This window comes from Streptomyces sp. 2131.1, assembly GCF_900105515.1.
Lineage (GTDB): Bacteria > Actinomycetota > Actinomycetes > Streptomycetales > Streptomycetaceae > Streptomyces > Streptomyces drozdowiczii.
The window spans coordinates 112,659-125,228 of record NZ_FNSY01000001.1; the positions used below are offsets into that span (position 1 = coordinate 112,659).

Below are 12,570 nucleotides of genomic sequence, written 5' to 3' on the forward strand. Positions count from 1 at the left end.
CACCAACCCCTCACCCCGATCAGGAGCATCCCGTGTCAGAAGCCGCGAAGACCCCGGCGAACAGAGGCCGTGGACGGCGACCCGCCGAGGAGGTGCGGGCAGAGATTCTGCACGCCGTCGGCGAACTGCTCCTGGCGGAGGGGACGAGTCGTCTCACCTTCGAGCGGATCGCGAAGGCGTCGGGCGCCAGCAGGACCACCCTCTACAAGTGGTGGCCGTCCATCGGCGCGCTCGCGCTCGACGGCTACTTCCATGCCGTCGAGGAGACCCTCGCCTTCCCCGACACCGGGGACATCCGAGCGGATCTGCTCACACAACTGCACGCCTTCGCCGAGGTGATGACCCGGACACCCGGCGGGCGCATCCTCACCGAGCTCATCGGCGCCTCCCAGACCGATGCGCAACTGGCCGCCTCCTACCGGGACCTCTACTCCGCCCGTCGCCGCAGGCTCGCGGGCGAGCGGCTGCGGCAGGCCCGGGCACAGGGGCAGATCCGCCCCGACGTCGACGTGCAGGTCATGGTGGACCAGCTCTGGGGAGCCATCTACCACCGGCTCCTGATACCCGACGAGCCGGTCACCGGGGCCTTCGTCACGGCCCTGGTCGACAACCTCCTCCTAGGGGTCGCCACCCGCCCGGGGACCGGCTCGGCCGGCTGAGCCGGACGGCCACCGAGCGGGGCCGCTTCCCCGCACACACGAAACCTCTGTTTTTTTCATCCTCATGACGGCCTCTTGCGGCGACGTGTTCACGTCAATACAGTTCCCGGCGTCAAGTTGCAGCGCTACCAGTAGTCCGTTCGCGGCCCGCTGTGCGCCGCAGTGGAGAACTAATCGAAGGAGCCCTCGGTGGGATTCACGCGGCGCACGTTCTTGCAAGCAGCAACGGCGGTGGGACTGATGGGAGTAATGGCGGGTGGGGAGGCCACGCTCGCGCACGCGGCGCCCGCGGCCGGCGGCCCGGGCGACGTGGTCGGCAAGGTGACTGTGGGATATCAGGGCTGGTTCGCCTGCAAGGGCGACGGCGCCCCGATCGACGGCTGGTGGCACTGGGCGCGGAACTGGGGGGAGACCCCCTCCCCGTCCAACCACGCCATCGTGGCCTGGCCCGATGTCCGTGAGTACCCGGCCACGTACCGGACCGCCTTCGGCAACCTCGGCAACGGGCAGCCGGCCTCGTTGTTCTCCTCGTACGACCAGTCCACCGTCGATACCCACTTCCGGTGGATGAAGCAGTACGGCATCGACGCCGCGGCCCTCCAGCGGTTCAACCCGACCGGCGGCGAAGGACCGACGCGCGACGCGATGGCGAGCAAGGTACGCGCCGCCGCGGAGGCCGAGGGCGTCAAATTCTACATCATGTACGACGTGTCCGACTGGACGTCCATGCAGACGGGCATCAAGGCCGACTGGACCGCCAAGATGCGTGCGCACACCGCTTCTGCCGCCTACGCCCGGCAGAACGGCAAGCCGGTGGTGTGCATATGGGGCTTCGGCTTCGACGACGCCCAGCGCCCGTTCACCCCGGAGGCGTGTCTGGACGTGCTGAACTGGTTCAAGGCCCAGGACTGCTACGTCATCGGCGGGGTTCCGACCTGGTGGCGCACGGGCGACCGGGACTCCCGGCCGGGCTTCAGCGGCGTCTACCACGCCTTCGACATGCTCTCGCCCTGGCTGGTAGGCCGGATCGGCAACGCCGGTGACGCCGACAACTTCTACAACGCCGCCACCGTGCCCGACCTCGCCGAGTGCACCGCGCACGGCATCGACTACCAGCCGTGCGTCCTGCCCGGCGGGGTCACCGAACGCCAGCGCGCCCACGGCGACTTCATGTGGCGGCAGTTCTACAACATGGGCCGGGCCGGGGTGCCCAGCGTCTACATCTCCATGTTCGACGAATACAACGAGGGCAACCAGATCGCCAAGACCGCGGAGTCCCGGGACTGGGTCCCCACCGGGTCGGGCTTCCTCGCGCTCGACGAGGACGGCACAGCCTGCTCGTCCGACTACTACCTCCGACTGACCGGCGACGGCGGCCGCATGCTCAAGGGCCAGCTCCCCGTCACCGCCATCCGGCCGACCCCGCCGCTCGTCGGCGGCAACGGCAACCAGCCGCCGACCGCCCCCGGCAATCCGCGCGCCACCGCCGTCACCGACACCACCGTCACGCTGGCCTGGACCGCCTCGACGGACGACTCCGGTGTGACGGGGTACCGCGTGCGCCGGATCACGGGGGACACGGTCACCCCCGTGGGCACCGCTCCAGGGAACACCACCACCTACACGGTGAGCGGCCTCGCCCCGTCGACCTCGTACACCTTCGACGTCCAGGCGCTCGACTCCGCAGGCTCCGTGTCCGCGGCCTCGGCCCGGGTCACCGCCACCACGGCGGCCGGCGGCGGCACCCCCACCGGCGACCTGGCACTGCGCCGGCCGGTCTCCGAAAGCAGCCACACCCAGACCTACGGCGCGAGCAACGCCGTGGACGGCGATCCGGGCACGTACTGGGAGAGCGCCAACCACGCCTTCCCCCAGTGGCTCCAGGTCGACCTGGGCGCCACCACAGGCGTCCGTCGCATCATTCTCGCCCTGCCGCCGTCCACCAGCTGGGGCGCGCGCACGCAGACCGTCGCCGTCCAGGGCAGCACCGACGGCGCCTCCTTCTCCGTCCTGCGCTCCAGCACGGACTGCTCCTTCGACCCGCTCACCGGGAACACCGCCACTCTGACCCTCCCCGCCTCCACGACCACCCGCCACCTGCGGCTCGCCTTCACCGCCAACACGGGCTGGCCCGCGGGCCAGCTCGCGCAGCTCCAGGTGTACGGCACCTGACCCCGGAAGCGGCGACGGCCCCGGGGCCTTCATGGGTCCCGGGGCCGTCGCCGCTGCACGCGCTTCGCATCCGAGGGGTTCGTCCCCGCGGCGACACCCGGGCCCCCGCAACGCCCGCGGGCACGACGAACCGCCGGCTCTCGGGGATCAGCTGAACTCGGCGACGACCGTGTGGTCCCCCGTCACCTCACCGAAGCCGGCGCTGGTAGCGTCATCACGAAGCAGGTGGCCGACCGAGCAATACGTCCGGCATCCCTGGCTTCGATCGGCGAGTGAGCAGATGAGTCGGCGACGGCTGTGATCGCTCAAACATGCATGTCTGGAGTGCCGCGAACTGCATATGCCGGTAGGCGGATTTCCTTCAGGTAGGCCGGGGAGAGCGAGAGCCCGAACCGCTGCTCGATGACGCCGAGGGTGCGACGGTAGGCATCCGTGTAGTGCTCACTTTCGGGGGCGACGAGCGTTTTCCCGTCGGGCTGCAGCACGTGCCCGCCAATGAGGTCGGGAAGCAGCAGGTCAGGCTCCCGGCCCCAGCGCCATATTTCCTCGCGCAGCCCGAAGCCACATAGTTCCACGCCGTCCCGAGCATAGAAAACTGTGGCCGGCGGATGCTCTTGCATCGGCACATAGTGGACAGCCTCGATGCCCTTTTGGGATATCTCTGCCAAGCGGTCCCCACCGGTGGAGTCGCCGTACTCCAGGGCGAACGCCCAGCCCTCCTGCTCTCCGACGCGTACGACACCGTCACCGTCCTCGCCCGGTCGGTACCACTCACCAAGAGACCAGGCTTCGGCGTCAGTGATCGGCTCGGTCGCGGCGTCCCGGTCGCCTCCCATGCGTACCGCCAGTTCCTGCGGGGATATCCCGCGTGCGAACACCACACTGGACATCCAGTGCTCCAGATCAACCAGCCACCGAATCCCGTCGCGCACGCCTTCGCCCCTCCCGTAAGCAAATGATCGTCGGGTGCACCCTATGCAGCGGCCCTGAATCGCCTGCGCGGGGAGTGCCGGGAGTGACGGCGTGTACGGAAGTGCGCTGCGCTGAGCCGATCGGTGCCGGTGCGGAAGAAAGGTTCTGTGATGTTGATGGCCCACCCCGCGGTGCTACGGGACCTGATCGAGAATCATGAGGCCCTCATGGCCGTGGGCGCCGCCGAGGCGGAGAGCGCGGAAGTGCGGCGGCGCCTGGACGACGTCGCGTACACCCTGCGCGTGTGCACCGGCACCCGGGACATCGACGCGGCTCTGGTCGCCGCCCGGCACCAGTTGCCCGGCGCCCGCCCTCTGGACGACTCCGTCCTGGCCGGCAGCTGACGGCCCGTGGGCGGCCGTCCGGGCCCACGGACGGGAAGTCGGACCGGCAGCAGGCTCGGGAACCGTCCGTGTCCCATGTCCGGTGCGGTGACCGCCAGCCCGCCGTGTCCCCGTACGACCGTGTCGAGGACACCCGTCAGGTCCAGGTCGACCGACAGTTCCCCGCACACCTCACGGACTCCACCCGGGAGGTCGTCGGGCTCCTCCTCGTCCTCTTCCAGGTCGTCCTCGCCCGCGTACTGCTGGACGATCCGGCCGTCCTCGGCCGCGAACCAGATGTCCGTGCCGCCGGCGTCGCCCACGAAGAGGAGCTGGGCACGGCCGCACGCGGCGCTGACCCGCTCCACCGTCTCGACCATGTCGTGCCAGTCGTGGTAGCCGACGAGCTGGCGGAACTGTCCGAATGCCAGCCGCCTGCCGTCGAGTTCGGGCATCACGAAGGCACGGCTGATGCCCGGGACGGGTCCTCCGGACTCGGGCGCGGTATCACCTCGCACGTCGCGGCCACCACACCCGCCTGGACCGTCACCGGGCGCGGATCATGCAGGTCCAGTGCTTCGAACGCACCCTCGTACGTTGCCCCGGGCTCGGCCGGCCACCAGGCGCTGAGCTGTGTGTCCGGCACCGCGCGGACGCTGCCCGGGAGCTTCACCCGCACCAGGCGCTCCACCAGCGTACGGTCGCGCGCGTCCAGCCCGCCGGCCTCGACGAGGAGCTCGAGCGCACCTCGCCGTACTGGCCGGGAAGCCGTCCGGTCCCGGCACAGCTTCCGCAAGCGCGGCGCGAAGGTGTCCAGCATGACGCGGGCGTACTCACCGGGCGCCGTAGAAGTCGCCGCCCCGGCCGGCCTTCTCCACCAGGGCCCGCACTCCGGCCTCGGAGTCCACACGCAGTCCGAGCAACCCTTGGAAGCCACCGTTCGCCAGCCACTGATCGGGGTCGAGAGCCAGTGCCGCGTACTGCCCGGCACAACGCTCGTCGAAGACACGGAGCAGCCGGCCCCTGAGCCAACCGTCCACCTCCCCGTCGCGTGCCGCCGCGAGGACGGCGTCGAAGGCCGGCGGCCCGATACGGCTCAGCACGTCTCCGTAGGCCTGGAGATGCTGGGCCGAGTGGTGTGCGCGCACCCCGTCCAGCAATCCCGGTGGCGCGCGCTCTCCCTGTGCCGCGAACTGTTCGGCCGCCGCGGCCACACGATCCGAGTCGCCGCTGTTCAGGCCGCCTACGAGCGCCGCGATGTCGGCTTCGATTTACATGCCGGCTCCTGACGACCGCGCACGTGGCTCACCGTGCTCGTCATTCGCCCGGTGCCGGACCGAGGGTCAGCATCCGGAACGGCCGCACGGTCGGGTGGACGTCCTGGCGTGCAACGGCCGGTGCGGGTTCGTCCGTGTGCTCGTGTGCTCCCGTTCCGGCGGGCCCGTGCCGTGTGGCGGCGGCCAGGGGGAGGCCGGCCCTGCGTGTGGTCCGTACGCGGTGCCGTTGCGGCTGTGGACCGCCCGTGCGTCCCCCGAGCACCGTACGGGCCAGGGTGGTCCGCCGGCGCTCTCCCGGCCGGCCGGCGTGGACGACGTACCACGAGGGGGCGTCCCCGGGAGTTCACCTGCCCCACGCTTCCGTTCCATGTGGTGCCTCCCGGCTCCTCACCCCTGGATCACACGATGCTCTCCACGTGTTCCCGACATGACGGAGTCCCTCCATGCCCGCAGCCCGCAAGTCCCTGGTCGTCCTCGCCACCGCTGTCGCCACGTTCGCGGTGGCGGCTGCGGGCCCCGTACAGGCCGCCTCGCGCCTGCCCGTCGTCACCCCGCGTGCCGAGACAGCAGCCCTGCACGACGACGAGGCGGGCGGCGAAGCGGACGCCGACGATCCGGCGATCTGGCGCAACCCGGCCGACCCCGACCGCAGCCTCGTCGTCGCGACGGCGAAGCAGGGCGGACTGCGCGTGTACGACCTGGATGCCCGCGAGGTGCAGTCGATCCCGGCACCCGCCGGCCCCGGGGCGGACGATGCTCCGGGTCGTTTCAACAACGTGGACCTCGTGCACAGCTCGCGTCTCGGCGACCTGGCCGTCACCACGGACCGGGGCAACGACCGGCTGCGCTTCTACCGGATCGACCGCGACGGCGCCGACGCCCCGTTGGCCGATGTGACCGGCCGTACGGTTCCCGCCGTCTTCTCCGCGTCGCAGGACGAGATCGACAAACAGCGCACGGCCTACGGCCTCGCCACCTTCACCGATCCGGCGACCGGGCGTTCCTTCGCGCTGGTCAGCCGGCGCGAGCGGACACGTATCGCTCTTCTGGAGCTGATCTCCGAGGCGGACGGCTCCGTGGGCTACCGCAAGGTCCGCACGCTCGACCTCCCCCACAGCTTCCGTCTCCCGGACGGGACTTCGTGGTCGCCGTGCGGCGAGCCGGGCGAACTCCCGCAGGTGGAGGGCATGGTGGTCGACCCGGCGAACGGCATGCTGTACGCGGGCCAGGAGGACGTGGGGATCTGGCGTCTCAAGGCCGACCTGACGGGAATCCCGAAGCTGATCGACAAGGTTCGTGAGTACGGCGTCCCCGGCACGTATGACGAGGCCACCGAGGAATGTGCCGCGGGCGCCGACCCGGGCTTCGGCGGCAAGAGGCTCACCGCGGACGTCGAGGGCCTGACCCTGGTGCAGGAGGACGACGGGGACGGCCTTCTGCTCGCCTCCAGCCAGGGCGACGACACCTTCGCCGCCTATGACCGTGAGGTCTCCGACGCCAACGAGTACGAGGGCGGCTTCCGGGTCGCCGGCGCCTCCGCGACGCTCGACGGCTCCGAAGAGTGCGACGGTGCCGCCGCTCTGAACGAGCCGCTGGGCCGCCGCTACCCGAACGGTCTCCTGGTCGTCCAGGACGGACACGACGCGCCCGGCGGGAGTGACCGCCCGTCCACGAACTTCAAGTTCGTCGACCTCGGCAAGGTCATCGACGCCGTCGACGACTGAAGCGGGCATGGCGCCCCGTTGGACCACGGACGGCGGACGTCGGCGTCAGGTGGGATGTCAGTGGGGCGGTCTACGGTGCGTTCATGTTCACCCTCCCCGATGCCTTGCCGCCGGGCCGGTTCCTGACCCTTGGTCTGTCGCCCGTGTGGGTCTCCGACGGGTTCCCCCGCGATGTCGAAGCACTGTGGCCCCGCCTGCTGAACGAGCACAGGAGCCATGGTCTGGTCCCTCTCCTGTGCCGCCCCGATGAAATGGGCAGGCCCGTCGCTCCGCACGATGTCGAGCCCCTCCCGCTGGACGAGGTCTTGGCGGCGGACTTCGTGGCGTACCGCCGTCACCGGCTGCCCTTCTGGGCCGACCCGACCCCGGCTCCGGTGCCTGAGGGGATCGACGTCGAGCCGTGGCCGCATGACCCTGGACCGCCCTTCGAGCAGTGGCCGGGCCTGGCGGCCGAGGTCCCGGTCACCTCCACGAGCACGACGCCCGAGGAGGCCGCTTCGCGGACGCTCACTGGGCTGGTCCGTGCCGGCCGGGGCCTGATCGATCTGCGCGGATGCCGTCTGGTTCTCGTCCCCGCCCCGCGCAGCGGTGATGCCCTGGCGTTGCTCGGCTGGTTCTCCGAGGCGCCCCTGCCCCTGCTGTGTGCTCTCCTGCGAAGCTGGGACGACCGCTTCGGGGCCCGAATCGTGGCGGTGTCCGGCAGCACGGCATACCTCTCGGTCGCACGGCCTCCCCTCGACACGGATCAGGCCCAGTTGCTCGCTCTTGAGCATCTGCTGTCGACCGCCGACAACATCGTCGACGACCCGCCCACACCGTTTCCCGCATACGCGTCGGACCTGGTCGGACGGACGGACTGGTCGTTCTGGTGGGACTGACGGGGATGGCCGCCCGGCGCCGGACGCGGATCAGTGCGCGGCCAGCCGCTCTCCGAACCAGGCGAGCGTGGCGTCGATGGTGGCCGGGTGGGCCTGGAGGTGGCGGGGCAGTTCGCCGGCATGGGTCATGACGGGGAGACCCTGCTCGCGGCCCAGAGGCATGCTGGCGGACGCCTTCGGCCTGGAACAGGCGGGCACCGTCCGGGGCCGGCCCCCGTCAGCGCCCGCCTGTCCACGTCAAGGATCAGTGGCGCCCGGGCCCCTTGCCGAGGGTCTTCAGGAGCGCCTGTGCCATGACTGCTTCGCCCTTCGCGTTGGGGGTACCTCCCGCAGTACGCGGCGACCTTGGGTGCCACCCGGAGGATCTTCAGTGTCAACTGGTCGTAGCCGCCGGCCCTGTAGTGCTGCTGCCAGGGGTTGCCGGCGAGGTCCTTGGCGCTGAGGCCGGCGCAGGTGCCGTTGATGGAGCGGAAGCCGACGTCGTTGCCGCCGATCTGCAGGGTCACGAGATCCGTGTCCCTTTTCACCGCCCCCAGTTGAAGCCCGTTGGCGCCCCGCGCCTGCCACATCTCGGCGGTCGTCGCACCGCCGCAGCTCACGTCGGTGAACGAGGTGATCTGGCGGGTCGCGCGCGGTGATCGACGGGTAGTTGCGGTCGGAACGCGCACAGTCGGCGTCGACCTGCGTGGGGATCGCGGGCCGGAAGGGTACGAGTCGCCCAGCGCCACGTAGGTGAAGCGGGGTGCCCCGTGCGCACCCTGCGGCACGGCCGAGGCCGCGCCGGGGAAGGCGACGGTGAGCGCGCAGCTGCTCGGCGCGGCCAGTGCGACAGCGGTGCGTCGCTTGGAAACGGTCTCGCCCCGACGCGTGCGATGCATCATCATGCCCTCCCCAGACTCTCCGGCAGTCCGCGGTCGGGCAGAAGTGACCTGGGCGCACGAGCCGCCAGAAGGCACCCGGCCGCTCCGCGGCTCGTGCCCGGCGGACTCAACCTGGTCGCGTCCTGGCCGCCACCGCTCGCCGCGTCCGGGATGGAGTTGCGTACGACGATGGAGTTCGAGGGGGTGGTGGAGGTGAACTCCACATACTCGCCGGTCGAGGAGCAACGGATTCCCGTCCGGAGGATTCGGTGGCGAAGTTGGTGTGCCCGAAGGTCCGCTTGGCGTCCGACTTCAGCAGGGTGCCCTCGTAGCGCGCGTCCTCCGCCTCGAGTTCGGTGTACGGCACGGCCGCACCACGTCCCACGACCAACGAGCGGGAGAAGGTGTTATTGCCCTCGTTGGTCTCTGCCACCACGGAGGTGGCGTCGGCGGTCGCGAAGAGTGTCGCGCCCCCGTTCGTCGCGGTCCACTCGCCGTCGACGGCGACCGCGATGGAGGCGCCCGCCGCGATGCCGCCGGTGGCGCCGTTCAGGGTGGTGCCGCCGACGGTCAGCCGGGTGACCGACCCGGGCGGCACCGCACTGGTGCCTCGGTTCTGCACGGTCACGGTGAAGCCGACCTTGGCGCCCGGGGCCGGGGCGGCCGGACTGGCGGAGATGCCGCCCCCGGCTCGGCCGACGACGAGAAGCTGCGACTGCTACCGGTACTGGGAGCACGGACGGCGGGCACCTGAAAGCCTCGGGCATCCGCCTTTTGCCGGTCTCGGTAGCAGCCGGACGACACGCCTGCCACCTCGTACGGGCGCGAACCCACCCTCCGAACCGACGGCACTACCCTTGGTCTAGACCTTGACAGGTCCACGCCATATTGCTTGTGTCTGTCTCGTACCACTCAACCCCCCGAAGGAGTGGCTGTATGTCCAGACACCGTCTCTTGGCGCTCTTCGCCGCGCTCGCTCTCGCGTTGGGCGTTGCCGTGCTCAGTCCGATGGCCTCCTCCGCCTCCGCGGCGACGTGCGCGGCAGGGTGGAACTCCTCCTCGGTCTACACCGGCGGCATGAGCGCCTCGTACCAGGGGCACAACTGGCAGGCGAAGTGGTGGACCCAGGGCGAGACACCGGGCGCGGCACAAGTATGGGCCGACCTGGGCTCCTGCGGCAGCGGCTCCGGCAGCGAAGGCGGCAGTTGCGACTACCCGGCCTGGGCCGCAGGCCACGCCTACGTGGCCGGTGACATCGTCAAGTACACGAATGGCAACTACTACAAGGCGTCGCACGACAACCCCGGCTACGACCCCACCATCAGCACGTGGTACTGGGACCCGTACAGCTGCACCGGCGGCGGCACGAACCCGCCCACCAACGGCTCGTTCGTGGTGAGCGAGGCGCAGTTCAACCAGATGTTCCCGAACCGGAACTCCTTCTACACGTACAGCGGGCTGACCGCTGCCCTCAGCGCTTACCCGGGCTTCGCCAACACCGGCAGCGACACCGTCAAGAAGCAGGAGGCCGCGGCCTTCCTCGCCAACGTCAGCCACGAGACCGGCGGACTGGTGTACATCGTCGAGCAGAACACCGCCAACTACCCGCACTACTGCGACAGCAGCCAGCCCTACGGGTGCCCGGCGGGCCAGGCCGCGTACTACGGACGCGGACCGATCCAGCTCAGCTGGAACTTCAACTACAAGGTCGCGGGCGACGCCCTCGGCATCGACCTGCTGCACAACCCGAACCTGGTGCAGACGGACGCGGCCGTGGCCTGGAAGACCGGCCTCTGGTACTGGAACACCCAGAACGGCCCCGGCACCATGACGGCCCACAACGCCATGGTCAACGGCGCCGGCTTCGGTGAGACGATCCGCTCCATCAACGGCTCCATCGAGTGCAACGGCGGCAACCCCGCCCAGGTCCAGAGCCGCGTCAACACCTACCAGAGCTTCACCTCGCTCCTCGGCGTCCCCACCGGCGGCAACCTCAGCTGCTGACCTGACCTCCCACCGTCAAGGCCGCATGCAACCTGCATGCGGCCTTGACGCGATGCGAGCCACCGGCCCTGTCGACCGCCGATGCGCGAGCCGGTCCGCATGCGCTGTCCGCGGGAACGTCCGCGGCATCCGACCGCCCCGCGCGGGCCCGGTGTACTCCGCTTTGCCGAAACGGCAACGTTGATCGCGTCACGTGGCTTGGCGTCGCATGATCGGGGCAGTTCCGCAGGCACCCCACAAACCGAGGAGAAGTGCCCCCATGCGATCCGAACCGACCGCCGCACTCCGCCATCGCACCGTTCAGGGCCCAGCCGGGCGGTTGCACCTGGTGGAGCAGGGCACCGGCCCGCTGGTCCTTCTCGTGCACGGCTTCCCCGAGTCCTGGTACTCCTGGCGCCACCAGCTCCCGGCTCTGGCGTCGGCCGGCTACCGCGCGGCGGCGATCGACGTGCGCGGCTACGGCCGCTCCTCCAAACCCACCGCCGTCGACGCCTACCGCATGCTTGAGCTGGTCGAGGACAACGTCGCCGTCGTGCGAGCGCTCGGCGAGGAGAACGCGGTGGTCATAGGGCACGACTGGGGCTCCAACATCGCAGCCACCTCCGCCCTGCTCCACCCCGAAGTCTTCCGTGCGGCCGGCCTGCTCAGCGTCCCGTACGCACCACCCGGCGGCCCCCGCCCCACCGACGTCTTCAGCCAGGTAGGGGGACCCGAGCAGGAGTTCTACGTCTCCTACTTCCAGGAACCCGGCCGCGCCGAGTCCGAGATGGAGCCCGACGTCCGGGGCTGGCTCGCCGGCTTCTACGCGGCCCTGTCCGCCGACACCATGCCCGCCGAGCACGAGCCCGACCCCCACTTCGTCGCCCGCGGGGGCCGACTGCGCGACCGATTCCCCGCCGCACGGCTCCCGGCGTGGTTGAGCGAGGAAGACCTCGACGTCTACGCCGGGGAGTTCGAGCGCACCGGTATGACCGGGGCCCTGAACCGCTACCGCAACATGGACCGCGACTGGCAGGACCTGGCTCCGCACCGCGGGGCCCCGGTCACACAGCCGTCCCTGTTCATCGGCGGCACCCTGGACGCCTCCACCACCTGGATGTCCGACGCCATCGACGCCTATCCGTCCACCCTCCCCCGGCTGTCGGCCTCCCACCTCTTGGAAGGCTGCGGCCACTGGCTCCAGCAGGAGCGCCCCGCCGAGGTCAACGGCCTGCTCACCGAGTGGCTCACCACCGTGCGGAGCTGAGACAGGACCGTCCTGAGACGCCATCGGGCGACCGGATGACGACCGGACGACCGGTGGCGCTCATGCGCCGGAGCGCGGGTCGGCCCGCACCGGACCGTGGTCCGACCACGGGGTCGGATGTACCCGCTGTTCCAGCCACTGCCAGTACGTCGGCCTGCTCCGCGCGGACCGACTCCTGTCTCCGCTGAGCCAAGTGGGTGTCGAAGCCTCGGGGGCTCCATGGAAGCCCTCAGGCCATCGCACTTCCATCGCAGGATCTGCCGCTGGAGATCCAGCCAGCCGACGAGCGCGGTGCGTGCAGCGCCTGCAACGGGGGACGCTCGAGTGAAGGTGTCCTGTGTGCACGTCACGCGGCGACAAGGTCCGCCCGACCGGAACAGGCGCGCGGTGGTTTGTGGGCGCGCTGGTCGTGGCCTGCCGGCGGAACGGCGGAGATCGACGCGTACGCGCCTCAG

At 70.3% G+C, this 12,570-nt stretch carries 12 protein-coding genes and 2 pseudogenes; 7 read left to right on the forward strand and 7 right to left on the reverse strand.

What is annotated here, in order from left to right:
- The first annotated feature begins 92 nt into the window (after positions 1-92).
- Both BLW14_RS00620 and BLW14_RS00625 read left to right on the forward strand, forming a co-directional pair.
- Entirely contained in the window at positions 93-659 is a 567-nt protein-coding gene (locus tag BLW14_RS00620; protein ID WP_256332619.1) for a TetR/AcrR family transcriptional regulator, read from the forward strand.
- 189 nt (positions 660-848) lie between these two features.
- The gene (locus BLW14_RS00625; RefSeq protein ID WP_093703241.1) at positions 849-2,831 is read left to right on the forward strand and encodes a discoidin domain-containing protein; all 1,983 of its coding nucleotides are present in this window, start codon (positions 849-851) and stop codon (positions 2,829-2,831) included.
- Positions 2,832-3,136: 305 nt separating this feature from the next.
- Here the strand turns inward: BLW14_RS00625 and BLW14_RS00630 are convergent, their stop codons facing one another.
- Positions 3,137-3,763 carry a DUF6461 domain-containing protein gene (locus BLW14_RS00630; protein WP_256332620.1) on the reverse strand — a complete coding sequence of 209 codons (627 nt, stop codon included), beginning with the start codon at positions 3,761-3,763 and terminating at the stop codon, positions 3,137-3,139.
- Between the two features lie 150 nt (positions 3,764-3,913).
- Here BLW14_RS00630 and BLW14_RS00635 point away from each other — a divergent pair, with 150 nt between their 5' ends.
- Positions 3,914-4,147 carry a DUF5133 domain-containing protein gene (locus BLW14_RS00635; protein WP_093703243.1) on the forward strand — a complete coding sequence of 78 codons (234 nt, stop codon included), beginning with the start codon at positions 3,914-3,916 and terminating at the stop codon, positions 4,145-4,147.
- 433 nt (positions 4,148-4,580) lie between these two features.
- Here the strand turns inward: BLW14_RS00635 and BLW14_RS34920 are convergent, their stop codons facing one another.
- The gene (locus BLW14_RS34920; protein ID WP_256332621.1) at positions 4,581-4,946 is read right to left on the reverse strand and encodes a hypothetical protein; all 366 of its coding nucleotides are present in this window, start codon (positions 4,944-4,946) and stop codon (positions 4,581-4,583) included.
- A gap of 13 nt (positions 4,947-4,959) precedes the next feature.
- Positions 4,960-5,274, reverse strand: coding sequence for a hypothetical protein (locus tag BLW14_RS34925; RefSeq protein WP_256332622.1), 315 nt, complete (start codon positions 5,272-5,274; stop codon positions 4,960-4,962).
- Positions 5,275-5,846: 572 nt separating this feature from the next.
- Here BLW14_RS34925 and BLW14_RS00645 point away from each other — a divergent pair.
- Positions 5,847-7,127 (forward strand): phytase, encoded by a 1,281-nt coding sequence (locus BLW14_RS00645; protein ID WP_093703245.1) that lies wholly within the window; start codon positions 5,847-5,849, stop codon positions 7,125-7,127.
- Positions 7,128-7,210: 83 nt separating this feature from the next.
- Positions 7,211-8,005 carry a DUF4253 domain-containing protein gene (locus BLW14_RS00650; protein ID WP_093703247.1) on the forward strand — a complete coding sequence of 265 codons (795 nt, stop codon included), beginning with the start codon at positions 7,211-7,213 and terminating at the stop codon, positions 8,003-8,005.
- Positions 8,006-8,035: 30 nt separating this feature from the next.
- Here the strand turns inward: BLW14_RS00650 and BLW14_RS34930 are convergent, their stop codons facing one another.
- The 3 genes and pseudogenes from BLW14_RS34930 to BLW14_RS00660 all read right to left on the reverse strand — a co-directional run.
- Positions 8,036-8,167 carry a hypothetical protein gene (locus BLW14_RS34930; RefSeq protein ID WP_256333039.1) on the reverse strand — a complete coding sequence of 44 codons (132 nt, stop codon included), beginning with the start codon at positions 8,165-8,167 and terminating at the stop codon, positions 8,036-8,038.
- Positions 8,131-8,889, reverse strand: coding sequence for a GDSL-type esterase/lipase family protein (locus BLW14_RS00655; RefSeq protein ID WP_093703249.1), 759 nt, complete (start codon positions 8,887-8,889; stop codon positions 8,131-8,133). Before BLW14_RS00655 ends, BLW14_RS34930 begins: the two co-directional genes overlap by 37 nt.
- A 110-nt stretch (positions 8,890-8,999) precedes the next feature.
- Positions 9,000-9,571, reverse strand: a pseudogene (locus BLW14_RS00660) (CARDB domain-containing protein); the annotation flags it as partial.
- Positions 9,572-9,801: 230 nt separating this feature from the next.
- On the opposite strand from BLW14_RS00660, the gene BLW14_RS00665 reads away from it, so the two are divergent.
- Both BLW14_RS00665 and BLW14_RS00670 read left to right on the forward strand, forming a co-directional pair.
- The gene (locus BLW14_RS00665; protein ID WP_093703251.1) at positions 9,802-10,869 is read left to right on the forward strand and encodes a glycoside hydrolase family 19 protein; all 1,068 of its coding nucleotides are present in this window, start codon (positions 9,802-9,804) and stop codon (positions 10,867-10,869) included.
- Between the two features lie 259 nt (positions 10,870-11,128).
- Positions 11,129-12,115 carry an alpha/beta hydrolase gene (locus BLW14_RS00670; RefSeq protein ID WP_093703253.1) on the forward strand — a complete coding sequence of 329 codons (987 nt, stop codon included), beginning with the start codon at positions 11,129-11,131 and terminating at the stop codon, positions 12,113-12,115.
- Between the two features lie 230 nt (positions 12,116-12,345).
- Here the strand turns inward: BLW14_RS00670 and BLW14_RS35680 are convergent.
- Positions 12,346-12,425 (reverse strand): annotated as a pseudogene (locus tag BLW14_RS35680) (mini-circle protein); the annotation flags it as partial.
- Positions 12,426-12,570 lie beyond the last annotated feature (145 nt).

What these genes read in the sequence shown, in the direction of transcription:
- BLW14_RS00665 (WP_093703251.1), top strand. Translation starts at nt 9,802, where the DNA reads ATGTCCAGACACCGTCTCTTGGCGCTCTTCGCCGCGCTCGCTCTCGCG.
- BLW14_RS00650 (WP_093703247.1), top strand. Translation starts at nt 7,211, where the DNA reads ATGTTCACCCTCCCCGATGCCTTGCCGCCGGGCCGGTTCCTGACCCTT.
- BLW14_RS00645 (WP_093703245.1), top strand. Translation starts at nt 5,847, where the DNA reads ATGCCCGCAGCCCGCAAGTCCCTGGTCGTCCTCGCCACCGCTGTCGCC.
- BLW14_RS00635 (WP_093703243.1), top strand. Translation starts at nt 3,914, where the DNA reads ATGTTGATGGCCCACCCCGCGGTGCTACGGGACCTGATCGAGAATCAT.
- BLW14_RS34920 (WP_256332621.1), bottom strand. Translation starts at nt 4,946, where the DNA reads ATGCTGGACACCTTCGCGCCGCGCTTGCGGAAGCTGTGCCGGGACCGG.
- BLW14_RS00655 (WP_093703249.1), bottom strand. Translation starts at nt 8,889, where the DNA reads ATGATGATGCATCGCACGCGTCGGGGCGAGACCGTTTCCAAGCGACGC.
- BLW14_RS34930 (WP_256333039.1), bottom strand. Translation starts at nt 8,167, where the DNA reads ATGCCTCTGGGCCGCGAGCAGGGTCTCCCCGTCATGACCCATGCCGGC.
- BLW14_RS00670 (WP_093703253.1), top strand. Translation starts at nt 11,129, where the DNA reads ATGCGATCCGAACCGACCGCCGCACTCCGCCATCGCACCGTTCAGGGC.